This window comes from Microbacterium sp. CBA3102 (genome assembly GCF_007954505.1).
Lineage (GTDB): Bacteria > Actinomycetota > Actinomycetes > Actinomycetales > Microbacteriaceae > Microbacterium > Microbacterium aurugineum.
Window position 1 is genome coordinate 2,743,236 of the sequence record NZ_CP042412.1, and the last position, 23,289, is coordinate 2,766,524.

Annotated in this window: 19 protein-coding genes and 1 pseudogene; 16 read left to right on the forward strand and 4 right to left on the reverse strand. The window is 67.4% G+C overall.

Going from position 1 to position 23,289, the window contains the following annotated elements:
- The first annotated feature begins 43 nt into the window (after positions 1-43).
- The 8 genes from tsf (at position 44) to FGL91_RS13125 (ending at position 5,786) form a co-directional block, all read left to right on the forward strand.
- Positions 44-871 (forward strand): translation elongation factor Ts, encoded by an 828-nt coding sequence (gene tsf / locus FGL91_RS13090; protein ID WP_047523367.1) that lies wholly within the window; start codon positions 44-46, stop codon positions 869-871.
- 92 nt (positions 872-963) lie between these two features.
- A complete protein-coding gene (pyrH, locus tag FGL91_RS13095) occupies positions 964-1,680 on the forward strand; it encodes a UMP kinase (protein ID WP_047523364.1) in 717 nt (238 codons plus the stop codon).
- 68 nt (positions 1,681-1,748) lie between these two features.
- The gene (gene frr, locus FGL91_RS13100) at positions 1,749-2,303 is read left to right on the forward strand and encodes a ribosome recycling factor (protein ID WP_047523362.1); all 555 of its coding nucleotides are present in this window, start codon (positions 1,749-1,751) and stop codon (positions 2,301-2,303) included.
- 5 nt (positions 2,304-2,308) lie between these two features.
- Positions 2,309-3,454: a phosphatidate cytidylyltransferase gene (locus FGL91_RS13105; RefSeq protein WP_153244008.1), complete on the forward strand. Its 1,146-nt coding sequence runs from the start codon at positions 2,309-2,311 to the stop codon at positions 3,452-3,454.
- Complete coding sequence (locus FGL91_RS13110) at positions 3,454-4,032, forward strand: DivIVA domain-containing protein (RefSeq protein ID WP_153244009.1); 579 nt, start codon at positions 3,454-3,456, stop codon at positions 4,030-4,032. Before FGL91_RS13105 ends, FGL91_RS13110 begins: the two co-directional genes overlap by 1 nt.
- A 48-nt stretch (positions 4,033-4,080) precedes the next feature.
- Positions 4,081-4,770: a transglycosylase SLT domain-containing protein gene (locus FGL91_RS13115; protein ID WP_227991617.1), complete on the forward strand. Its 690-nt coding sequence runs from the start codon at positions 4,081-4,083 to the stop codon at positions 4,768-4,770.
- 9 nt (positions 4,771-4,779) lie between these two features.
- A complete protein-coding gene (locus FGL91_RS13120) occupies positions 4,780-5,067 on the forward strand; it encodes a hypothetical protein (RefSeq protein ID WP_153244010.1) in 288 nt (95 codons plus the stop codon).
- Between the two features lie 2 nt (positions 5,068-5,069).
- On the forward strand, positions 5,070-5,786 hold the full coding sequence (locus tag FGL91_RS13125; RefSeq protein ID WP_047523351.1) for an alpha/beta hydrolase: 717 nt from the start codon (positions 5,070-5,072) through the stop codon (positions 5,784-5,786).
- 15 nt (positions 5,787-5,801) lie between these two features.
- Here FGL91_RS13125 and FGL91_RS13130 read toward each other — a convergent pair whose 3' ends face one another.
- Positions 5,802-6,863, reverse strand: coding sequence for an AI-2E family transporter (locus tag FGL91_RS13130; RefSeq protein ID WP_047523349.1), 1,062 nt, complete (start codon positions 6,861-6,863; stop codon positions 5,802-5,804).
- Positions 6,864-7,044: 181 nt separating this feature from the next.
- On the opposite strand from FGL91_RS13130, the gene FGL91_RS13135 reads away from it, so the two are divergent.
- Both FGL91_RS13135 and FGL91_RS13140 read left to right on the forward strand, forming a co-directional pair.
- Positions 7,045-8,985: a glycosyl transferase gene (locus FGL91_RS13135; protein ID WP_131490960.1), complete on the forward strand. Its 1,941-nt coding sequence runs from the start codon at positions 7,045-7,047 to the stop codon at positions 8,983-8,985.
- Positions 8,982-9,911 (forward strand): tetratricopeptide repeat protein, encoded by a 930-nt coding sequence (locus tag FGL91_RS13140; protein WP_131490961.1) that lies wholly within the window; start codon positions 8,982-8,984, stop codon positions 9,909-9,911. The genes FGL91_RS13135 and FGL91_RS13140 overlap by 4 nt, the downstream gene beginning before the upstream one ends.
- Before the next feature lie 28 nt (positions 9,912-9,939).
- Here the strand turns inward: FGL91_RS13140 and glgB are convergent, their stop codons facing one another.
- The 3 genes from glgB to glgX form a co-directional block, all read right to left on the reverse strand.
- Complete coding sequence (glgB, locus tag FGL91_RS13145; RefSeq protein WP_153244011.1) at positions 9,940-12,144, reverse strand: 1,4-alpha-glucan branching protein GlgB; 2,205 nt, start codon at positions 12,142-12,144, stop codon at positions 9,940-9,942.
- Complete coding sequence (locus FGL91_RS13150; RefSeq protein ID WP_194239216.1) at positions 12,141-14,213, reverse strand: alpha-1,4-glucan--maltose-1-phosphate maltosyltransferase; 2,073 nt, start codon at positions 14,211-14,213, stop codon at positions 12,141-12,143. Before FGL91_RS13150 ends, glgB begins: the two co-directional genes overlap by 4 nt.
- A 65-nt stretch (positions 14,214-14,278) precedes the next feature.
- Complete coding sequence (gene glgX, locus FGL91_RS13155; protein ID WP_153244012.1) at positions 14,279-16,351, reverse strand: glycogen debranching protein GlgX; 2,073 nt, start codon at positions 16,349-16,351, stop codon at positions 14,279-14,281.
- Positions 16,352-16,452: 101 nt separating this feature from the next.
- Here glgX and FGL91_RS13160 point away from each other — a divergent pair, with 101 nt between their 5' ends.
- From FGL91_RS13160 to FGL91_RS13185, 6 genes and pseudogenes are all read left to right on the forward strand, one after another.
- Positions 16,453-17,628, forward strand: coding sequence for a cysteine desulfurase family protein (locus FGL91_RS13160; RefSeq protein ID WP_153244013.1), 1,176 nt, complete (start codon positions 16,453-16,455; stop codon positions 17,626-17,628).
- Positions 17,629-17,637: 9 nt separating this feature from the next.
- A complete protein-coding gene (mnmA, locus tag FGL91_RS13165; RefSeq protein WP_131490965.1) occupies positions 17,638-18,735 on the forward strand; it encodes a tRNA 2-thiouridine(34) synthase MnmA in 1,098 nt (365 codons plus the stop codon).
- Positions 18,736-18,773: 38 nt separating this feature from the next.
- On the forward strand, positions 18,774-21,107 hold the full coding sequence (gene ligA / locus FGL91_RS13170; protein ID WP_153244014.1) for an NAD-dependent DNA ligase LigA: 2,334 nt from the start codon (positions 18,774-18,776) through the stop codon (positions 21,105-21,107).
- Positions 21,104-21,571, forward strand: a complete 468-nt coding sequence (locus FGL91_RS13175) for a hypothetical protein (RefSeq protein ID WP_131490967.1) — start codon at positions 21,104-21,106, stop codon at positions 21,569-21,571. The genes ligA and FGL91_RS13175 overlap by 4 nt, the downstream gene beginning before the upstream one ends.
- Before the next feature lie 176 nt (positions 21,572-21,747).
- A complete protein-coding gene (locus tag FGL91_RS13180; RefSeq protein WP_131490968.1) occupies positions 21,748-22,698 on the forward strand; it encodes a nitroreductase/quinone reductase family protein in 951 nt (316 codons plus the stop codon).
- A gap of 71 nt (positions 22,699-22,769) precedes the next feature.
- Positions 22,770-23,282: pseudogene (locus tag FGL91_RS13185) on the forward strand (helix-turn-helix domain-containing protein); the annotation flags it as partial.
- Positions 23,283-23,289: the final 7 nt, after the last annotated feature.

A 23,289-nucleotide genomic window follows, 5' to 3' on the forward strand; every position in this document is an offset into this window, starting at 1 on the left:
TCCCTCGTACACACCTACCTAACGAAGCAAGGAGCCACCACACATGGCCAACTTCACCATCGCTGACCTCAAGGCGCTGCGCGAGCAGCTCGGCACGGGCATGGTCGACACCAAGAAGGCGCTCGAGGAGGCCGACGGAGACGTCGCGAAGGCCACCGAGATCCTGCGCCTCAAGGGTGCGAAGGGCAACGCGAAGCGTGCTGACCGTTCCACGAGCGAGGGACTGATCGTCGCTCGTGAGCAGGACGGTGCCGTCACCCTGCTCGAGCTCGCCTGCGAGACTGACTTCGTCGCCAAGAACGAGCGTTTCATCACGCTGGCCGACAAGGTCGCCGATGCGGCCGCTGCGGTCAAGGCGGACTCGATCGAGGCAGCTCTCGCCGCCCCCGCGGGCGACAAGAGCGTCGAGCAGCTGATCTCCGAGGAAGCCGCGATCATCGGCGAGAAGGTCGAACTGCGTCGCGTGCGCACGATCTCGGGCGACAAGGTCGAGGTCTACCTGCACCGCACCAGCAAGGACCTGCCGCCGCAGATCGGTGTCGTCGTCGCGTATTCGGGCGACAACGCCGAGACCGCGCGCAGCATCGCGCAGCACATCTCGTTCGCCAACCCGTCGTACCTGTCCCGCGAGGACGTGCCGGCGGACGCCGTCGACAAGGAGCGTGAGATCGTCACCGAGATCTCCCGCAACGAGGGCAAGCCGGAAGCGGCTCTGCCGAAGATCGTCGAGGGTCGCGTGTCCGCCTTCATCAAGCAGGTCGCCCTGCTCGAGCAGGACTACGCGAAGGACAACAAGCTCTCTGTCGCCCAGGTGGCGAAGGACGCCGGTATCACCGTGACAGACTTCGCGCGCTTCAAGGTCGGCGCGTAGCGACGTCGAAGGGGTTCGGATCATCATGATCCGAACCCCTTCTTCATGCCCACGAGGCACTATCTTGAATCGGGACGAGAGGACACCCACCCATGACTGAACGTACCGGACGCCGTCGCGTCCTTCTCAAACTCTCCGGCGAGGCCTTCGGAGCGGGACAGCTGGGTGTCAGCCCCGACGTGGTGTCCCAGATCGCCCGGGACATCGCCGCGGCCGTCGACCGGGTGGAGGTCGCGATCGTCGTCGGCGGCGGCAACTTCTTCCGCGGCGCCGAGCTCAGCCAGCGCGGCATGGACCGCGGACGTGCCGACTACATGGGAATGCTGGGCACCGTGATGAACGCCCTCGCCCTCCAGGACTTCCTCGAGCAGGCCGGAGCCGCTACCCGCGTGCAGTCGGCGATCTCGATGACCCAGGTCGCCGAGCCCTACATCCCTCGTCGCGCGGAGCGCCACCTCGAGAAGGGGCGGGTCGTCATCTTCGGTGCTGGCGCTGGTCTCCCGTACTTCTCCACCGATACCGTGGCGGCCCAGCGCGCACTCGAGATCGGAGCCGATGAGGTGCTCGTCGCCAAGAACGGGGTGGACGCGATCTACACCGCCGATCCCCACAAGCACGCGGACGCCGAGCGCATCGAACAGGTCACCTACCGTGACGCACTCCAGCGCGGGCTCAAGGTCGTCGACTCGACCGCATTCAGCCTGTGCATGGACAACAGCATGGACATGCGTGTGTTCGGGATGGAGCCTGCGGGCAACGTGACGCGCGCCCTGCTGGGCGAGGCCATCGGCACCCTCGTCACCGCGTGAGCGTGTGACACGGCGGAGCCGCCTCCGCCCGATAGAATTTCCAGAACACCCCGACGATAGGAGTCACCGTGATCGCGGACGTCCTCGCTGAAACCACCACTCGTATGAACCGGGCGGTCGAAGCTGCCAAGGAGGACTTCTCCACGGTGCGCACCGGTCGTGCGAACCCGCAGATGTTCCAGAAGGTCCTCGTGGACTACTACGGCACGCCGACCCCCATCGCGCAGCTCGCATCGCTGGCGAACCAGGAGGCGCGCACCCTCATCATCACGCCGTACGACAAGTCGGCGCTCAAGGCCATCGAGCAGGCCATCCGGGACATGCCCAACCTCGGCGTCAATCCCACCAACGACGGCAACCTCGTCCGCGTCACGATGCCCGAGCTCACGGCTGAGCGCCGCAAGGAGTACGTCAAGCTGGTCAAGACCAAGGCTGAAGACGCCAAGGTGCATGTCCGCGGTATCCGTCGTAAGGCGAAGGACGAGCTGGACGCGCTCAAGAGCGAACTCGGAGAGGACGAGATCGCCCGCGGGGAGAAGGAGCTCGACGGTCTGACGCGTCAGCACGTCGAACTCATCGACGACGCGCTGAAGCGCAAAGAGGCCGAACTCCTCGAGGTGTAGTCGGGATGTCTGACGAAACGCGAGATGCCGATGACGGCACGCCACCGACGCGCCGGGATGCGCGTGGTGGTGCGCCGGCCGACGGCATCCCGCTCGTGGACGCGGCGTTTCCGTCCTTCGACGCGGACGCGATTCCGCCGCGTCCGCCGCTCCCGGTGACCCCGGAGAACACGTCGCAGGTCCCCCTCGGGCCGCTGGACACAGCTGACCACAACGCGATCCGTGAACAGTGGCGAGCCGCACGGGATGAGCTCGGCAGCCACGTCTCACACGCACGGGATCAGCTCGATCAGGCCAACGAGCGGATCAAGCAGCGCACAGGCCGCGACCTCATCCTCGCGATCCTGATCGGCCTTGCGTTCGGCGCTGCTCTGCTCGCATCCTTGCTGTTCATCAAGGCGCTCTTCGTGCCGTTCGCTCTCGCCGCCGCGCTGTTGGGCGTGTACGAGCTCTCCCGCGCGCTGCGGGCGTCCGGCAGACGGATCGACGTCGTGCCCCAGCTGATCGCCGCGGCGTTCCTGGTTCTCTCCGCGTACTTCGCCGAACCCTGGCTGTGCTGGGTGATGCTGTTCGTCGCGGTCGCCTTCGTGGTCGTCTGGCGCCTGATCGCGCAGATGGTGGTGAAAGACGGTCGTACCTACGGTGACGTGCTGACCGATGCCGTGATCAGCGGATTCGTGCAGATCTACGTGCCGTTCCTCGCCGGCGTCGCTCTCATCCTGCTGGAGCAGGAGGGCGGTCAGTGGTGGGTGCTCAGCTTCATCGCCATCGCCGTGGCCGCCGACACGGGGGCTTATGCCGCGGGGCTGGCGTTCGGGCGTCATCCGATGGCCCCGAAGATCAGTCCGAAGAAGACGTGGGAAGGGTTCGGTGGCGCCGTCGCCGCGTCCCTGATCGCAGGGGTGCTGCTCGCGATCTTCCTGCTGGAGCTGCCCTGGTGGGCGGGCCTGATCTTCGGCGCATCCATCCTCCTCTCCGCGACGCTCGGTGATCTCGGCGAGTCCATGCTCAAGCGTGACCTCGGTATCAAGGACATGAGCTCCTGGCTCCCCGGTCACGGCGGACTGCTCGATCGGCTGGACAGCATCCTGCCGTCGACCATTCCCGCGCTCTGCCTGTATTTCCTCCTTTCTCCCTGGGTGGTCATGTGATGAGTGACGAACAGCTCGAAGAACAGGCGACGACGACACCGCCGGCGTTCGCGCTGACGACCGGGCGTGAGCGCGGCTACCATCGCGCGGCGGTCGACACCTTTCTCGCCTCTGCTCGTCGTGCCTTCGAGTCCGGGGGTGACGAGCTGAGTGCGGAAGACGTCCGCATCGCCTCGTTCCCGCTCGTGAAGGGCGGCTACGTGGTCGCTGACGTCGATGCGGCTCTCGGTCGCGTGGAAGACGCGTTCGCCGCTCGGGAGCGCGAGCGCGTCGTGCGCACGCAGGGAGCCGGCGCCTGGGTCGATCAGGCGAGAGCCGATGCGCAGGTGATCCTCGACCACCTCGCCAGACCCCGTCGTCATCGTTTCGCTCGCACCGGCGTGCTGACCTTCGGGTATCGCATCGACGAGGTCGACCACGTGTCGACGAGGATCGTGCGCTATCTGCGTGACGGCGATGCGCTCACCGCGGAACAACTCCGCTCGGCAGCCTTCCGGATGCAGCGCGGTGGCTACCGCGAAGAGCAGGTCGATGCTCTCCTCGACGCGACGATCGACGTCATTCTCGCCGTCCGCTGACGTTCCTGATGGTCGATTCAGGCGCCTTTGCGTAGACTGTCCTTCATCGTGAACTCCCGAAACGACATGAACCTCGAACGAAGCGACTCCTCGCCGGTGCCCGCGGCCAGGGTGAAAGCCTCGCGCCCGGGTGCTCGCCGTTGGTCGCGTCGACGCGGTGTGGTGAGTGTCTTCAGCGCCCTCGCTGTGGTCGGATTCGCCGGAGCACTCGTCGCACCGACCGGAGTGGCGCTGGCGGACCCCACCCCGACCGACTCGCCCGACTCGGCTTACTCGTTGGCTCTCGCCGATACCCAGAACCTCGCGGTCACCGTGAGCGGTGCCGCGATCACGCCGATCGAGCGCGGCACCTTCGAGGTGTACGTGAAGCCGAAGCCCAAGCCGAAGCCCGCTCCCACGGTCGCGTCCAGCTCGAACGGCGAGTCGTCCGGCGGATCGTCGCTGCCCCCGTACTCGGGAGGCGGAGCACCCGCCGAGTGGATGGCTGCCGCCGGGATCGCCCAGAGCGACTGGCAGTACGTCGACTACATCGTCTCGCGTGAGAGCGGTTGGAATCCCAACGCCACGAATCAGTCGTCGGGCGCGTGCGGCCTGGTTCAGGCACTGCCCTGCAGCAAGGTGCCGGGCAACGGCTACAACCCGGTCGACAACCTGCGGTGGGCGACGGGGTACGCCACGGGACGGTACGGCAGCTGGGCCGGTGCCTACAACTTCTGGACCAACAACCACTGGTGGTGAGCAGGCGCCATGCCACGCTCACGCAGACGCCCTCCGGCGCGCCCGGAACCCGAGGACGCGTTCGACAGGTTGCTCGCCGGCTGGAAGCGCACCGAGACGCGCCGCGGCACGGAGTGGACCGTGCAGCCGGTCTCTGCCGTGCAGGCACAGAAGGCGTATGTGTGCCCGGGCTGCGGCGGACAGATCGTGATTGGCACGGCGCACCTCGTGACCTGGCGTGCCGACGGAGTGCTGGGCGACGCGGCGGACCTCGCCGCGCGTAGACATTGGCACACACACTGCTGGAGGATGGCGTGAGCATGGAGATCCGAGGACCGTTGGAGCTTCCGGCGCAGCGCGAGGACATCGAGCTGACGACCGCGGACGGGCTCACGCTCGTCGGCGAGCTCGCCGTGCCGCAGGAGACCGCACCGGTGGCGACGCTCGTGACGCTGCACCCGTTGCCCACCGCGGGCGGCTTCATGGACTCCCACATCATCCGTAAGTCAGCGGCCCGCCTGCCGGCTCTCGCCGACCTCGCGGTCCTGCGCTTCAACACCCGCGGAACGACATCGCCGCGCGGGACCAGCGATGGCGCGTTCGACGGCGGTGCCGCCGAGCAGTTCGACGTGGCGGCGGCGATGGACTTCGTCCGTGACCGCGCCTTGCCGAATCCCTGGCTCGTCGGATGGTCGTTCGGTACGGAGCTCGCCCTCAAGTACGGTCGCGACCATGACATCGCCGGCATCATCCTGCTCTCCCCGCCCTTGCACCGCGCGACGGACGCGGAAGTCGCTGCCTGGGGTGCGGTCGACGTGCCCGTGGTGATCCTGGTGCCGGAACTCGACGACTACCTGCGTCCGGACGAGGCACGTGAACGGTTCGCGTCGATCCCGCACGCGAATCTGATCGCCGTGGACGGCGGCAAGCATCTGTGGGTCGGGGAGACGCAGACCCGGCGTGTGCTCACCGAGATCGTGGCGGCGGTGAACCCGTCGGCGCTCCCGCTGGCGACGCACTGGCCCGAGGCCGACTGAGCCCTCCGCCTCGCCTCAGAGCTCGTTCATGCGGGGGATGAGCACCTGACGGTAGATGATCAGGATGCTCGCGGCGACGGGGATCGCGATGAGCGCCCCCAGCAGCCCGAGCAGGCTTCCTCCGGCGAGTGCGGCGACGACCACGACGGCGCCCGGAACGGAGACCGCACGACTCATGATGCGCGGGGAGATCACGTACGCCTCGATCTGCATGTAGATCAAGTAGTAGATGGCAGCGGCGATCGCGATTCCCGGCGAGCCGAGTCCGGGGATGAGACATACGAGCACGATGATCGTCGAGCCCGTCAGGGTGCCGACGAGCGGGATCAGCGAGAAGAAGAACGCGATGATCGCGAGGACCGTGGGGAACGGCGCATTGATGATGGAGAGGAAGATGGCGCTGAGGACGCCGTTGAGCACACCCTGGGAGACCTGGCCCATCACGTAGTAGCCGACCGAGTCGGTGATCTGCTCGGAGAGGTCGATGAACCGATCGCGCTTCGAGGCCGGGGCGAGCTGGTAGACGGCGCGCTTGAGGGAGGGGGTCGACGCGGTCAGGTAGATCGTCAGGATGAGCACGATGAACGCCCCGAAGAGTCCACTGAGGACGGCGCCGCTCGCGACGAGGACCCCTTGACCGATCGAGCCGCCGATCTCGGCCAGGTTCGTCGTGAGCCATTCCGTCACGTAGGTGAAGACGTCATCGACGAGCAGGTTGGGGAACGTGGCCTGCATCCACTCCTTGAGATCGGGGATCAGGTTCCCGCGTGAGACGATCGCCGAGATCTGTGCGATGAGCTGAGAGATCTGGTCCACCAGCACCGGGAGGATGATCAGGACGATCCCACTGAACACGGCGAGGACAGCGACGATGGTCACCAGCACGGCGAGCCACCGGGGGAGTTTGCGGCGTTCGAGGAACGAGACCAGCGGATCCAGGCCCAGGCTGAGGAAGAGGGCGGTGCCGACGTACAGGAGCACCGTGGAGAGCGTCTGCACGCTGCTGATCAGCAGGATCCCCAACCCCACTCCGAGCGTCGCCACCAGCGCGGTGCGGAAGGGATTGTGGATCTTCATCTGTGGACTCCTCGAAACGGCTGCAGCAAGGCTACCGAGCGGGAGCCTCGAGCAGCGGGCGACGTGCCGTTTCCTGCCCGCACTGCACCTCCTCGTGGGCAACACACAGCTGATTTCGCTAGTCTGAAATGTCGAGTGTTGCGTCGCGGGCAGATGCCGGTGATGCGTGAGGAGACTATTCGTGCGTTTCGTATGGGCCGTGGTGGCCTTCGTGCTGGCCGCGGTGCTGATCGGGGCGGGGATCGCCCAGCGCACCATATTCATGGGGCCCGACTCGCAGCAGACGCAGGTCGAGATCGATGAGCCCGCACCGTTCGTGCTGCTGGATGGCGACGTCCTGCGGACGAACCCGGGTGCGCAGAAGCTGATCGTCCGCGGCCAGGGAGACATCTTCAGCAGTTACGGTCGGACCGCCGACATGGAGGCCTGGCTGGCTGACTCCGACTACAACCGGGTGACGGTGGACGACGAGGGCGAGTTGTCGGTCGAGCACGTCACGGCACCCGAAGACCCGGATTCGACGGACGCCGGTGAGGACGCGGGCGACGGGGCGACCGAGGAACCCGCAGGCCGCGACCCGCGAGGGTCTGACCTGTGGCTGGACTCCTTCGAGGATGAGAACCTCCTCACCGTCGACAAGATCCAGTTGCCCGAGGGAACGAGCACGTTGATCGCCTACGACGGCACGCTCGACGCGCCCGACCAGATCACGGTCTCCTGGCCGTTGGACACGAAGACGCCTCTGGCAGGGCCGCTGATGGTCGCCGGTGGCATCGTGCTGCTGATCGGACTCATCCTGTACGTGCTGGGGATCCGCCATCAGCGGCGAGGACGCGGCCCTCGTCGCAAGGGTCCCGGCCCGCTTCCGGCGACCGAGCCGATCGACGTCGCCGCGCTTCCGCCCGCGGAGCGCGCAGCACTCGAAGCCGGGAACGATACATCGGAATCTCAGACTTCCGTCGACGGAGCATCGGACGACGGGACCGAAGATGCGGAGATCGTGGACGATCACAAGGGAACCGACTCGAAGAACGCCATGCGAGCGGCGCGCCCGATGCGGCGGCGTCGGATGCTGGCACTCCCGGCACTCGGTCTGACGGCCGTCCTCGCTGCCGGATGCTCGGCGGACTCCTGGCCCCAGTTCGACGGCGCTTCGGCGTCTCCGTCGCCGAGCCCGACGGTGATCGCCCCCGAGAACCAGAAGCCGCCCGCTGTGACGGAGTCGCAGGCCAAGCGCATCCTGCAGTCCGCGTCCGAGACCGTCGCCGAAGCGGACTCCGCGCTCGACCTCGACCTCGCGACCACTCGTCTCGACGGCCCCGCACTCGCCGCGCGGACCACGGAGTATGCATTGCGGTCGAAGATCGCGGACATGGCGCTACCCGCAGCCATCCCGACCGACGACTTCGAGGTGGTGCTCCCCGAGGCCACCGACCGCTGGCCCCGCACGGTCCTCATGCTGTCGAAGAGCACCGGTGACGACACCGTGCCCCCGGTCCTCCTCATGATGACGCAGGCGGATCCGTGGTCGAACTACCGGATCAGCAACATGGCGGAGATGTCGGCGGACGCTGTGTTCCCCGACGTCGCAGCCACCTGGCTCGGCACCTCCCTCGTGCCGTCCGACTCCGCCTTCCTGACGCTTCCACCGGCTGAGCTCGCTCCGGCTTTCGCCGATGTCGTCGATGCCGGGGAGAAGAGCGAGTACTACGGTCTCTTCGACGACCTCGCGTTGAATCTCGCGAGCTCGATCACCGACAGCAGGCAGGCCGTCGTGAAGAACCTCGCCGACAAGGGGGCGTCAGAGACGTCGAAGGCAGCCTTCGACATGTCCCCGACGACCGCCGAGCCCATTTCGATGACCACTCTCGATAGTGGTGCGATCGTCGCCGTGTCTCTCACCGACAAGGAGACCGTGACTCCGACGTCGTCGGATGTGGTGATCCGATTCGGTGACAACGCCGAGGCGAAGGCGCTGACGGGGGCGACCGAGTCCGCGAAGGGCGTCGAGACGACGTACGAGTTCCAGCTGTTCTTCTCGGTCCCCGCACAGGGATCGACGGAACAGATCCGACTCCTGGCAGTCCACCAGGACCTCCTCTCCGTGAAGGTGATCAAGTGAGTGAAATCTCCCCGGCCGCGCTGCGTGGCGCGGTGGACCTTTCGAGCCTCCGCAACCGGCCGGCGTCGCCGTCCGAGAGCACGGCCACGCCCGGCGTCGTCGATGTCGTGGTCGACGCCACTGATGAGACGTTCGGCCAGATCCTCGAGCTCTCGCGCACGGTTCCGGTCGTCGTCGACCTGTGGGCGGAGTGGTGCGGTCCGTGCAAGCAGCTCAGCCCGATCATCGAGAAGGTGACCCGCGAACTCGGCGGTCGCGTCCTGTTGGCGAAGGTCGATGTCGATGCGAACCCGCAGCTCGCGCAGAGCTTCCGGGCGCAGTCGATCCCGATGGTGGTCGCGTTGATCGCCGGCCAGCCCGTGCCGATGTTCACCGGTGCGGTGCCGGAGCAGCAGGTGCGAGAGGTCTTTGCCCAGCTCTTGCAGGTCGCCGCACAGAACGGTGTCACCGGCACTCTCGCGGTCGAGGAGACGGCGGCTGCTGACGCACCGAGTGCACCGGAGGAGCCGGAGCTTCCGCCGCTGCACGCCGAGGCCTTCGCCGCGATCGAGGTCGGGGACTACGCCGCCGCGATCCGCGCGTACGAGAAGGCACTCGCCGAGAACCCGCGTGACGAGGAAGCCCTCGCCGGACTGGGACAGGTGCGCCTTCTCGATCGCGTCCAGGGGCTCGATCTCCAGGCGGCCCGTGCGGCGGCCGCCGAGCGTCCGCTCGATGTCCAGGCGCAGTTCGATGTCGCGGATCTCGACCTTTCGGGAGGTCACGTCGACGATGCGTTCGGTCGACTGCTCGACCTCTTCGCGCAGCTGCCCTCCGATGAGCGCACTCCTGTCAGGGAGCGCCTGGTCGAGTTGTTCGGACTCATCGGGGCAGCCGACCCGCGCGTCGTCTCCGCCCGCAACCGGCTCTCTTCGCTGCTCTTCTAGGGAAGACGGGAACCGGTCGGGTGCACTGTCACCCGTGACTCACGGTGGGCACGTGCGGCTCGGGCTGATGGCGCAGCCAGAGCGTCGAGAGCGCGGGGAGTGTCACCACCGCGGTGGGAGCGGCGCCCTCATCCGCGCTCGCGAAGACCATGCCGAGGTTTCCCGAGCCTCGGCCGCCGTACTCGGCGGCGTCTGTATTGAGAACCTCCTGCCACACCCCTTCCCGGGGGAGCTCGAGGCGATAGCCGGCGTGCTCGACGCCCGCGAAGTTGCTGACGACGACCAAGCGTCCTCCGTGGTCGTCGCGCCGCTCGAACGCGATCACGGACGGATCCCAGTTCGGCGCACCGAGTCGATGGAAGGACGACCCGTCGTTGTCCCGCGCCCAGAGCGGTGCCTGTGCGCGATAGGTCCGGTTCATCGCGCCCACGAAATCCTGCAACTGCAGATGCGAGGGTTGGTCGAGAAGCCACCAATCGAGTTCGCGACTCTCCGACCACTCGGCGAGCTGACCGAACTCCTGTCCCATGAACAGGAGCTTCTTGCCCGGGTGCCCCCACATGTACGCGAGGTACGCGCGGGTGTTGGCGAGCTTGTGCCAGTGATCGCCCGGCATCTTCGTGAGCAGGCTCCCCTTGCCGTGCACGACCTCGTCGTGGCTGATCGGCAGCAGGTAGTTCTCGCCGAAGGCATAGACGAACGAGAACGTCATCTCGCCCTCATGATGCGAGCGGTACATGGGATCACGTGAGATGTACTGGAGCGAGTCGTTCATCCACCCCATGTTCCACTTGAAGCCGAACCCGAGCCCCGCGTGATCGGTGGGGGCGGTGACGCCCGGGAAGCTCGTGGATTCCTCGGCGATCATCATGATCCCCGGATGCAGGCGGTAGGCGGTGGCGTTGACCTCCTGCAGGAACCGGATCGCTTCGAGGTTCTCGCGTCCGCCGTGGATGTTGGGCTCCCATTGGCCGGCCTCGCGGGAGTAGTCGAGGTAGAGCATCGAAGCGACCGCGTCGACCCGCAACCCGTCGACATGGAATTCCCTGAGCCAGTAGAGCGCGTTGGCTACCAGGAATCCTCGGACCTCGGGGCGTCCGTAGTCGAAGATGAGCGTGCCCCAGTCCTGGTGTTCGCCGCGGCGCGGGTCGGGGTGCTCGTACAGCGGCTGACCGTCGAAGCGGGCGAGGGCGAAGGCGTCCTTCGGGAAGTGCCCCGGCACCCAGTCCATGATGACGCCGATACCGGCCTGATGCAGACGATCGATCAGGTAGCGCAGATCGTCGGGGCTGCCGAACCGGCTCGTCGGCGCGTAGTACCCGCTCACCTGGTAGCCCCACGAGCCGCCGAACGGATGCTCGGCCAGAGGCATGAACTCGACATGGGTGAACCCTGCCGCCGTCACATGGTCGATCAGCGGACCCGCGAGCTCGCGATACCCGAGTCCGGAACGCCAGGACCCGACGTGGAGCTCGTAGATCGAGAGTGGCTGCGCGACGGCATGCGTTGCCGCACGCCGGGTCATCCACGCACCGTCGGACCAGGCATAGGACGAGGAAGTCACCACGGAGGCCGTGTCCGGAGGAACTTCGGCGGCGAGCGCCATGGGGTCGGCCTTGAGGATCCATGCCCCGTCACGCGTACGGATCTGGTACTTGTACCGGGTGCCGACCGACAGGTCCGGGATGAAGAGCTCCCAGACTCCACTCACCCCCATCGAACGCATCGCGTGGGCTTCGCCGTTCCAGTCGTTGTGGTCACCCACCACGCGCAACGCGGTGGCGTTGGGCGCCCAGACGGCGAAGGAGACGCCCGGCTCGCCCTCCGAGGTCCGGGGGTGCGCCCCCAGCGCCTCCCAGAGGCGTTCGTGACGCCCCTCGGCGATCAGATGCAGGTCGAGGTCGCCGAGGGTGGGACGGTGCCGATAAGGATCGCCCACGACGGTTTCCGCGTGATCGGCGTAGCGCGTCGCGACCCGGTAGGGGAGAGGGGGACCGACGTGCTGCCCCTCCCAGATGCCGTGCGCGGCGTGGGAGAGTTCGAGTCTGGTTCCATCATCGAAGACGGCGGCGACCTCCGACGCGAGAGGGCGTCGGACGCGGATGACGGTCACCGTCCGGTCGGCGGCGTCCTGGTGGGCATGTGCACCGAGCACGGAATGCGGATCATGGTGGGTGGCCGACGAGACCGCCTCCCATTCGGTGGATGCGGCGACGTCTTCCGCGTAGCTCATGATCGCTCCCTCACCTTCAGGATGTGGACCGGCTCGGCGAAGGCGTCGAGTCGTACGTAGTTGTGGTCGCTCCAGGTCCAGATCGCGCCGGTGAGGAGGTCCTCGACCTCGAACGGGTGGCCGAGGGGAACACCCCACCGGGTCGTGTCGAGGTGGACGGTGGTCTCCCGCACCGAATGCGGGTCGACGTTGGCGACCACGATGATCGTGTCCGCGTGCCCGCTCCCGGTGAACGGCGCCGCGAGGTGCTTGCTGTAGACGAGGACGGCGTCGTCATCGCTCCAGTGGGTCGAGAAGTTGCGGAGCTGACGCAGCGCCGGGTGGGCGGCGCGGATCTCGTTGAGCCTGCGCAGCAACGGCGCGAGCGACTCCCCGCGAGCCTCGGCCCCGTTCCAGTCGCGGAACTTGTACTCGTACTTCTCGTTGTCGATGTTCTCCTCGGAACCCGGGCGGGCGACGTTCTCGAAGAGCTCGTAGCCGGCGTAGACGCCGTAGACCGGTCCTGCCGTGGCCGCGATGCAGGCACGGACCCGGTAGGCGGCCCGACCGCCGAACTGCAGATACTCGGTCAGGATGTCATGGGTGTTCACGAAGAGGTTCGGGCGCATGTAGTCGGCGGTCTCGTGTGAGACCGAGGTGAGGAACTCCTCGAGCTCCGCTTTCGTGTTCCGCCAGGTGAAGTAGCTGTAGCTCTGCTGGAACCCCACAGCGGCGAGGGCGCGCATCACCGCGGGACGGGTGAACGCCTCCGCGAGGAAGATCACGTCAGGGTCGACCGCGTTGACCTCCGCGATCAGCCACTCCCAGAACTGCAGAGGCTTGGTGTGCGGGTTGTCGACCCGGAAGATCTTCACCCCCTGCGCGACCCAGTGCTGAACCACCCGGAGCATCTCCGCCGAGATCCCCGCAGGGTCGTTGTCGAAGTTGAGCGGGTAGATGTCCTGGTACTTCTTCGGCGGGTTCTCCGCGTACGCGATGCTGCCGTCGGGCAGCGTGGTGAACCACTCCGGGTGCTCCCTGACCCAGGGGTGATCGGGGGAGGCCTGCAGCGCGAGGTCGAGCGCGATCTCGAGGCCCTCCTTCCGCGCGGCGCGGACGAAGGCCCGGAAGTCCGCGAGAGTGCCGAGGTCGGGGTGGATCGCGTCGTGGCCGCCCTCTTCCGCACCGATGGCATACGGCGATCCCGGGTCGCCCTGCTCCGCCGTGAGGGTGTTGTTGCGTCCCTTCCGGTTCGTGATGCCGATCGGGTGGATCGGTACGAGGTAGACCACGTCGAAGCCCATCGCCGCGACTTCCGGGAGGCGCTTCGTCGCTGTGCGGAACGTCCCGCTCCGTACCGTCCCGTCCTTCAACCGCTTGGCGCCTTCGGAGCGCGGGAAGAACTCGTACCAGGCACCGACTCCTGCGGCCGGCCGATCGACGACGAGACTCTGCTCGGGGGTGGCGGAGCGGATCGCCGTGACAGGCCGGGCGCGGAAGATCTCCGTCAGCTGGGGGTCCGCGGCGAGGGCCGCGGTCACCGCGCCGTCGCCGCTCCGCAGTGACTCGGCGTCTGTGAGCAGCCGTCGTCGCTGCGCGGCCGGGCGGTCCTTCTCCGTGGCGGCGCGCGCGAGCAGTTCGGCGCCCAGGGCCGCCATCACGGGGACGTCGACGCCCGCGGCGACCTTCAACGCTGCCGCGTGGGCCCAGGTCGCGAAGTCATCGGCGAACGCCTCGAAGCGGTAGTGCCAGGTGCCCTGCTCGTCGAGCGCGACGTCTGCCGACCAGGTGTCGGTGCCGTCGTGACGAGGGGAGAGTCTGTGGAGCGTCTCTTCTCCGGAGGGCGACGTGAGGCGGAGATGCACACCGATGATGTCGTGGCCCTCGCGGAAGGACACCACGTGGAAGGGGACGACTTCGCCGACGAAGGCCTTGGCGGGAAAACCACCGGGGACTGCGGGCGAGGGGTCGAGCAGCGGGAGCCGGGTCGTACGCAACGCACCGGGGAGGTCTACGTGCCCGGGCGCGCGCGCCGGGATCTGAGCGGGGCTCCGGAGAGCCGAGGACCGAGTACCAGCACGTGCAGCCACATCCCGAATCTACCGCGCGGACGTGATCGCGGGTAGCGCGCCGTGAGGTGCGTCGGAGCCGGGTGTCATTCGACCCGGAACAGCCTCATCGACGTGCCCGATACGGGCAGGACGTCTCCGGGGGCGAAGACCTCCTCGTCGTCGGAGGGACGCTCCTGCGCACTCGACCACAACGAGACGAAGCGCGTCGCATCCTCGATCTCCTCCGGGAGACGCACGTCGATCGGTGACTCGGTTCCGTGCACGATGAGCAGGATGCGGTTGTACGCCTCGGCGTCAGGAGTGGATGCCGCGACGTACTGCAGGGTGCGGTTGCCGCGATCCGCCCATTGGCTCTGCTCCATCGTCTCGCCGTTCTGGTCGTACCAGTCCATGACGGAGGCGTTCGGGATGTGTTCACCCAGTCGGGCATAGCGACTGGGACGGAGCGCGGGGTTCTCCTGCCGCAGCCGGGTCAGGCGGGAGACATGCGCGCGCAGATCCTCCTGCCACGGTTCGAACTCCCACCCGAGCCACGTGAGGGCGGAGTCCTGCGCGTAGGCGTTGTTGTTGCCGCGCTGTGTGCGTCCGACCTCGTCGCCGGCCGTGAGCATCGGCACGCCCGCGGACAGCAGGAGCGTCCCCAGGAGGTTGCGCATGGCCTTGCGCCGTGCGGCCAGGATCGTCGGGTCGTCCGTCGGGCCTTCGATCCCGTGGTTGAACGCGCGGTTCATGTCGGCGCCGTCGCGGTTGTGCTCCCCGTTGGCCTCGTTGTGCTTCACGTCATAGGAGACGAGGTCGTGCAGGGTGAAACCGTCGTGCGCGGTGATGAAGTTCACGCTGGCGAGGGGACCGCGCTCCTCGCTGAACGTGTTCGAGGAGCCGGCGAGCCGCGTCGCGAACCCGCCGATCCCCACCGGTGCTGAGGCTCGACGCGCGTAGTCGATGTCGCTCAGCCAGAAGTTGCGCACGCGGTCGCGGTAGCGGTCGTTCCATTCCTGCCAGCCGGTCGGGAAGTTGCCCGTCTGCCAGCCGCCGAGTCCGACGTCCCACGGCTCGGCGATGAGTTTGGTGTCCGCCAGAATCGGGTCGTTCGCGATGGCTGCGAGGAGCGGATGGTCGGGCGTATAGGTGTGCGTGCCGTCCCGCGCGATCGCGGTCGCGAGGTCGAAGCGGAAGCCGTCGATCTGCATCTCCTGCGCCCAGTAGCGGAGGGAATCGAGAACGAGCCTCGCACCGGCGTCGGTGGCCGTGTTCAGAGTGTTCCCGCACCCCGTGGTGTCGATGTAGACCCCGGACTCGTCCTGTCGGTAGTAGGAGGCGTTGTCGATGCCGCGCAGGCTCGAACGGGGGCCGCCGATGCCTTCTTCCGACGTGTGGTTGTAGACGACGTCGAGGATCACCTCGAGACCGGCTTCATGCAGCAGCCTGACCATGCCCTTGAACTCGGCGAGCACGGCCTCGGGGCCCTCCTTGCGGGCCTCCTCGGTGGCATAGGCCGTGTGCGGGGTGAAGAAGTTCAGGGTGTTGTAGCCCCAGTAATTGGTGAGGCCACGCTCGAGCAGGCGGGGCTCCGGCACGAAGGCATGCACGGGCAGAAGCTCGATCGACGTGATCCCGAGCGAGTGGAAGTACTCGATCATCGCGGGGTGCGCGAGACCGGCGTAGGTGCCGTGCAGAGCAGGAGGAACGTCGGGGTGACGCTTGGTGAGCCCTTTGAGGTGGCCCTCGTAGATGACCGTGCGATCCAGGGGCACCCGGGGCTTCTGCGAGTCGCCCCAGTCGAAGCCGTCGACGATCACGACCGAGCGCCACTCCTCGTAGCCGTCGCCCTGAGCGAGGCCGCGGGCGTAGGGGTCGAGGAGGAGGGTCTCCGGGTTGAAGGTGTTCCCGGGCCCGTGCGGCCCTCCGACCCGGATGGCGTACCGCACGCCGGGCTGCAACAGCTCCGTCGTGATCTCCCAGACACCGCCGGGGCGGCGCTCGAGTTCCAGCTCATCCGTCGCCCAGTCGAGGTCGGTGGCGTCGAACACCACGAGCTCGACGGAGGAGGCGTTCTGCGACCAGACGCGCAGCGTGCCGACGCCGTCATGGAGACGGACACCGAGGTGGTCGAGAGTGGAGCCGCCGGGCACGGCGAGGGCAGGGGACACGGGCATGAGTACACACTAGAGGCGATGTGTCGCCGTCTCATCTCCGGGCGTACCGGGTTCCACGCCCACACGCCCCGACCGAGGCCGATTCGCGAGAGAATCGAGGGATGCGGCACTATCTCGATCATGCGGCGACCACGCCTCTGCGACCGGAGGCGCGCGCCGCGTGGCTGGATGCCTCCGAGACCGTGGGCAACGCGTCGTCGACACATGGGGCAGGACAGGACGCCCGGCGTCTGCTCGAGGAGTCGCGCGAGCGTGTCGCCGCGGTGTTGGGCGCCGATCCCATCGAGATCGTGTTCACTTCGGGTGGTACCGAATCGATCAATCTGGCGCTGCAGGGGATGTGGCGATCCCGCCCGACCGGGACAGCGGCGGTCGTGATGCCGGAGGCGGAGCACCACGCCACGATGGACACCGTCTCCGCTCTCCTCGACGACGGCGCCGAGCTGCGTCGGGTGCCGGTCACCGCCCATGCGCGGATAGACCCCGAGGACTTCGCCGCACGCCTTCCCGGTGCCGCCCTCGCGACGGCCCTCGTCGCGAACAACGAAGCGGGCACGATCAACCCGGCCGCGATGCTGGCCCGCCATGCGGCGATCGCCCGCGTGCCGCTGCACCTCGACGCCGTGGCCGCGCTCGGCCATGTTCCGGTGTCGTTCCGCGCGATGCGTGGCGACGCCGCCGACGGTGTCGGACTCGTGGCGATGAGCCTGGCCGGCCACAAGATCGGCGCGCCGGTGGGAGTCGGAGTCCTCGTCGCTGCCCGCACCGCACGGATCACGGCACTGTTGCGCGGTGGTGCCCAGCAACGCGGGCTCCGGGCCGGGACGCAAGACGTCCCCGGAGCTGCGGCGTTCGCCACCGCGGTCGAACTCGCCGAGACCGAGCGCGAACAGGAGGCAGCACGATTGGCCGGTCTCCGCGACCGCCTCATCACGGGAATCCGCTCCGCTGTGCCCTCCGCCGTGCTCCTCGGCGACCCGATCGAGCGTCTGCCCGGCAACGCGCACGTGCTCTTCCCCGGTGCCGTGGGGGAGAGCCTGCTGTTCCTTCTCGACGTGGCCGGGGTCGCCGCATCCACAGGATCCGCGTGTCAGGCAGGGGTGGCCGAGCCCTCACACGTCGTGATGGCGATGGGGCGGAGCGAGCGGGAGGCGCGCAGTGTGCTGCGGTTCTCCCTGGGGCGCACGTCGACGGCCGCGGATGTCGATGCGGTACTCGCCGTCATCGCCGATGCCTATGCCCGCGCATCCGGCGCCGGCACAGGCACACGCTCGTAGACTGTTCTCATGCGGATACTTGCGGCGATGAGCGGTGGAGTCGATTCCGCCGTTGCAGCCGCCAGGGCTGTGGAGGCGGGACACGACGTCGTCGGTGTGCATCTGGCTCTCTCCCGCGCCGGGGGCACGCTGCGAACCGGTAGCCGTGGATGCTGCACGATCGAAGACGCTCTCGATGCACGCCGGGCCGCCGACGTGCTCGGCATCCCCTTCTACGTCTGGGACTTCTCGGAGCGCTTCCGCGACGACGTGATCGAGGACTTCATCGCGGAGTATCAGGCGGGCCGCACGCCCAACCCCTGCATGCGTTGCAACGAGAAGATCAAGTTCGCCGCGCTTCTGGAAAGAGCCATCGAGCTCGGGTTCGACGCCGTGTGCACGGGCCACTACGCCACACTCATCGACGGCGAGCAGGGGCTGGAGCTGCACCGTGCCTCGGACAACGCCAAGGATCAGTCGTATGTGCTGGGCGTCTTGACCTCCGAGCAACTCGCTCACACATACTTCCCGCTCGGCACGACGCCGTCGAAGGCGATCGTGCGCGCGGAGGCGGAGTCGCGTGGGCTGAGCGTCGCGCAGAAGCCTGACAGCCATGACATCTGCTTCATCCCCGACGGCGACACCCGCGGCTGGCTGGCGGAGAAGGTCGGCACCGCCACGGGCGAGATCGTCGATCGCAGTGGTGAGGTCGTCGGATCGCACGAGGGCGCCCACGCATTCACGGTAGGACAGCGTCGCGGACTCAAGCTCGGCATCCCCGCCCCGGACGGCAAGCCTCGGTTCGTCCTCGAGGTCCGGCCGGTGTCGAACACGGTCGTCGTCGGTCCGAAGGAAGCGTTGGCGATCGCGGAGATCGCGGGGGAGCGCTTCAGCTGGGCGGGCGCCGCACCCACCGAATCCGCGTTCGAATGCCACGTCCAGATCCGCGCTCACGCGGAACCGGTCCCTGCGCGGGCCACGGTTTCGGACACCGGCGTCCGCGTCGTCCCGGACGTTCCGCTCGACGGGGTGGCGCCGGGGCAGACGGCGGTGCTGTATGTCGGCACCCGCGTTCTCGGACAGTTCACGATCGACACCACGGTCTCGGCCGTTCCGGTCGGCGCGTAGACGTTTCCGGTGTCGGTGCCCACTCATAGACTGTCGAGGTGCCGGAGAACATCTCGCTGGAAGACGCCCGAACCGAAGCCGAGGAGCTGACCACCCGCATTCTCGATGCGAAAGAGGCCTACTACGGCCGAGACACCTCGCTCGTCGACGATTTCACGTATGACGGGTGGATGCACCGGCTCGAAGAACTCGAGAGGCTTCATCCCGAGCTTCAGGGGCAGGACTCGCCCACGCAGATGGTCGGCGCCGCCGAGGCCACAGGCCTCGCGACCATCGAGCACGCCGAGCGCATGCTCAGCCTCGACAACGTGTTCTCCGTCGACGAGCTGAGGGACTGGGCGGCGAAGACCGAAGCCGCGGCCGGCCGTCGCGTCGCATGGCTCACCGAACTGAAGATCGATGGCCTCGCGATCAACCTCCGGTACGAGAACGGAGTCCTGACCTCCGCGGCGACGCGTGGTGATGGACGAGTGGGGGAGGTCGTCACCGAGAACGCCCTGCGTCTCCCGGAGATCCCGTATCGTCTGAGCGGCGAGGGACACCCCGAGATCGTCGAGGTGCGCGGTGAGGTGTTCATCCCGGTCGCGGCCTTCGAACGCCTCAATGCCGCGCAGGCGAGCTACCGCGATCGCGCCTACGCCGATGCTCTCGCGAAGTGGGAAGCGCGGAGCGGGGTCAAGAAGCCCTTCGACGAAGAGAAGGCGCGCACCGCCGCCGCGCGACGCTTCCCGTCCTTCGCGAATCCACGGAACGCGGCCAGTGGAGGGCTCCGTCAGCAGATCGACAAGAAGAACGGGCTCGAGCTCGAAGCGGGACTTCTACGCATCGAGTCCCTGTCGCTCTACGTGCACGGTGTCGGCGCGTGGACGAATCCTCCCGTCGCAGCGCAGAGCGAGGTGTACGAAGTGCTCGCCGGATGGGGCCTGCCGACGAGCCCGCACACGAAGGTCTGCGGCACGATCGACGACGTCGTCGCGTTCGTCGAGTACTTCGGCGAGCATCGGCACGACATCGAGCATGAGCTCGACGGCATCGTGGTCAAGGTCGACGAGCTCGAGCTGCACGCTGAACTCGGAGCCACGAGTCGTGCGCCGAGGTGGGCGATCGCCTACAAGTACCCGCCGGAAGAGGTGCAGACCACGCTGCTCGACATCGTGGTCTCGGTCGGTCGTACAGGTCGTGCGACCCCCTTCGCCGTCATGGCGCCGGCGCACGTCGCCGGTTCCGTGGTGCGTCAGGCCACGCTGCACAACAAGGACGTGGTCAAAGCCAAGGGCGTGCTGATCGGCGATACCGTCGTGCTGCGCAAAGCCGGTGATGTCATCCCCGAGGTCCTCGGACCCGTGGTCGAGAGACGAGACGGCACGGAGCGCGAGTTCGTGATGCCCGTCGAATGCCCCGAGTGCGGCACACCTCTTCGGGCGATGAAGGAGGGCGACATCGACCTGAGGTGCCCGAACGCCCGTTCCTGCCCCGCACAGGTCCGCGGTCGCGTCGAGCACATCGGCTCACGCGGGGCACTCGATGTCGAAGCTCTCGGTGAGGTCACCGCAGCCGCGTTGACGCAGCCGACCTCACCGGCGATCCCGCCTCTCGAGACGGAGGCGGGCCTGTTCGCCCTCACCCTCGAACAACTCGTGCCGATCGAACTCTTCGTGCGCGATGCCGAGACCGGGCTTCCGAAGGAGGATGACGACGGGGTCGTCAAGACGCGTGCGCCCTTCCGCAGGAATCCGACCCCGGCTGAGAGGAAGTCCGGTCTCGAGGGGCCGCAGCCCTCCTCGCAGGCGTTGACGCTCCTCGCTGAGCTCGAAAAGGCGAAGACGAAGGACTTGTGGCGTCTGCTCGTGTCGCTGAACATCCGTCACGTCGGGCCGGTCGCGGCGCGCGCACTCGCCCAGTGGTTCGGTTCTCTCGACGCGATCCGCGCTGCGACGCGCGACGAGCTCGCCGCCGTGGAGGGGGTCGGGGGGATCATCGCGGATTCGGTCCTCGACTGGTTCGAGATCGACTGGCACCAGGAGATCGTGCAGCAGTGGGCGGACGCCGGTGTGCAGTGGTCGACGCCCGGTCACCCCGGTCCGGGTGGTGCGGTTCCCGCCGGCGGCGTCCTGGAAGGCCTGACCATCGTCGCCACCGGCTCGCTCGACGGATACACCCGGGAGGGCGCTCAGGAGGCCATCATCAAGGCGGGGGGCAAGGCGGCATCCAGCGTCTCGAAGAAGACGGACTTCGTCGCTGCCGGGCCGGGTGCCGGGTCGAAGCTGGCGAAGGCCGAAGAGCTCGGACTCCGGATTCTCGACGCAGCCCAGTTCCACGTGCTGGTGACGGAAGGGCGGGAGGCGCTTCCTCCCGCAAGCGAGGGTTCGTGAAGCGGTACGGTCCGCTGATCGTCGTCCCGGATGCGCTGGCCGTCGGCGATCCCGGCCGCCATCATCTTCGGCTGACGCCGGAGGCGGTGATGATCCGGGCGGGTGTCGAGAGCCGAAGCATCCTGCCGTGGGCGAGCGTCGAACGGGTCGTGCTCGACGTGCCGACCACCAGGTTTCGTCTGCCGGGTCTGGTCGGCACGCTGGTGCTCGGTGCCGTGACCGCGGCGATGCTGAGCGACCCCGGAGTCGAACCTGAGGACGGTACCGCGACCCTCACGGTCGATGGTGAGAACACCACCGTGCTGTTGAGTCGCCATCATGTCGGCGGATACTGGGCTCCGAGCGTCGCGGGGGCGCACCGCCTGATCGCCCATCTCATCGCGCACCCCGAACAGCGTGCACTGCTCGAGCATCCGGAACGGTTGATCGACGTGGCGGCGCAGCTTGCGCGCGGAACGGGTTAGCTGTGATGTCCAGGGAGGCTGTTCCCTTGAGTCGATCCGTCCCTCGCGACCTTGGTGACATCGTCAGATGGTGTTAGCTTGATGCCAACGTCGCGTGTCGTTGGCAGTCCGTGTCAGGCATGGAGGCGTGGGATATGAAGGAGGACGACAGATGATGTCGACCCCTTCGCCCTCTCGTGACTGAGGGCGAGAACACCGGGCCAGGAGCCCGGAACGGCGAAACCGACAGCACTGCTGTCAACGCGTTCAATCGCGGTGTCATCGACGAGTTCCGTGCGAACGCCGGCCGCGTCGGCGGCAAGTTCGAGGGGTTCACCCTCGCTCTGCTCACCACGACCGGCGCGCGCACGGGCATCCGCCGCACGACACCGTTGGCGTACTTCGAGCTGAACGGGATGCGCGCCGTCGTCGCATCGGCGATGGGCGGGCCACGGCACCCCGCATGGCTTGCGAACGTCCGCGCGCGTCCCCAGGTGAGCGTCAAAGTCGGAGCGGAGTCATTCGACGCACTCGCGTCGATTCCGTCAGGCATAGAGCGCGACCGGCTGTTCGCGCAGGTCGTCGAGCAGGATCCGGAATTCGGTGACTATCAGGCGAGCACGTCGCGGGTGATTCCCGTGGTGATACTGCAGCGACTCAGCTCGCCGTCCGTCCCGCCATTCGAGGGGGAGCGCGCGCGCTTGGTCGCCTGGGCAGCCGAACTGCGGCAGGTGCATGACCGGCTCCGTCAGGCGCTGCGGGTCGCGCAGGACTCCGCCGCACAGGGACGATCTCCCGAGGTCGCGGGGCGTGAGCTGCTGTTGTTCTGCCATGGGTTCTGCACGGCACTGACCGGACATCACGAGGGCGAGGATCGCGAGCTGTTCCCCGCGATCGCGGCCGCGCACCCGGAACTGCGGGACACGTTGCGGTATCTGCAGCAGGATCACTCGATGATCGCTCACCTTGTGAGCGGGTTGCAGTCGTCGGTGGACGCATCGGCAACACCGGTCGAGCTCGCCCGGCACCTGGAAGGGATCGCCGCGATCATGGAGAGCCACTTCCGTTACGAGGAACGGCAACTCCTCGAGGTGCTCGAGACCCTCGCACTCGATGCCGACCCCAAACGCGTGCTCGGCCCGCTCTGAACCCTGTCTCTGCGCGGGTTGGACGTGATTCTGCATCGCCGACCGCGCGCTGTCTCTTGGAGTTGTTCCTCATGTCCCACGTCAACGCTGTTCTTACGCCACGCACTCGGCTTCGACTCGCACGCATGATCGTCGACGGCAAGCATCCCGTCCGCCACGTCGCGAAGCTGTTCACGGTGTCGCCGGTCACCGCCCGCAAATGGGCAGACCGGTATCGCGCCGAGGGCGCGACGGGGATGAAGGATCGGTCGAGCCGCGTGAATCGCCTCTCCCGTATCGACCGGGTGACGGGCGAACCCTTGCGACGTTAAGAGCATGACCGTCCGGGGTCGCTGATCCACGTTGATGTCACGAAGTTCGGCAACATCCCCGACGGCGGCGGATGGCGCTTCGTCGGCAAACAGCAAGGCGACTGGAACCGTCAGGCCACCGCCCGCCGAACGGGGCAGCGCAACAGTCGGTCAGAACCCCGCCTCGGCACCGCGTTCGTCCATACCGTCCTCGATGACCACTCTCGCGTCGCCTATGCCGAGATCCATTCCGACGAGAAAGCCGTCACCGCGATCGGCGTCCTCGAACGGGCGACGACGC

Bases quoted from the DNA above. Each gene is read 5' to 3' on its own strand.
- tsf (WP_047523367.1), top strand. From the start codon at position 44: ATGGCCAACTTCACCATCGCTGACCTCAAGGCGCTGCGCGAGCAGCTC.
- pyrH (WP_047523364.1), top strand. From the start codon at position 964: ATGACTGAACGTACCGGACGCCGTCGCGTCCTTCTCAAACTCTCCGGC.
- FGL91_RS13105 (WP_153244008.1), top strand. From the start codon at position 2,309: ATGTCTGACGAAACGCGAGATGCCGATGACGGCACGCCACCGACGCGC.
- FGL91_RS13110 (WP_153244009.1), top strand. From the start codon at position 3,454: ATGAGTGACGAACAGCTCGAAGAACAGGCGACGACGACACCGCCGGCG.
- FGL91_RS13120 (WP_153244010.1), top strand. From the start codon at position 4,780: ATGCCACGCTCACGCAGACGCCCTCCGGCGCGCCCGGAACCCGAGGAC.
- FGL91_RS13125 (WP_047523351.1), top strand. From the start codon at position 5,070: ATGGAGATCCGAGGACCGTTGGAGCTTCCGGCGCAGCGCGAGGACATC.
- FGL91_RS13130 (WP_047523349.1), bottom strand. From the start codon at position 6,863: ATGAAGATCCACAATCCCTTCCGCACCGCGCTGGTGGCGACGCTCGGA.
- glgB (WP_153244011.1), bottom strand. From the start codon at position 12,144: ATGAGCTACGCGGAAGACGTCGCCGCATCCACCGAATGGGAGGCGGTC.
- glgX (WP_153244012.1), bottom strand. From the start codon at position 16,351: ATGCCCGTGTCCCCTGCCCTCGCCGTGCCCGGCGGCTCCACTCTCGAC.
- FGL91_RS13160 (WP_153244013.1), top strand. From the start codon at position 16,453: ATGCGGCACTATCTCGATCATGCGGCGACCACGCCTCTGCGACCGGAG.
- mnmA (WP_131490965.1), top strand. From the start codon at position 17,638: ATGCGGATACTTGCGGCGATGAGCGGTGGAGTCGATTCCGCCGTTGCA.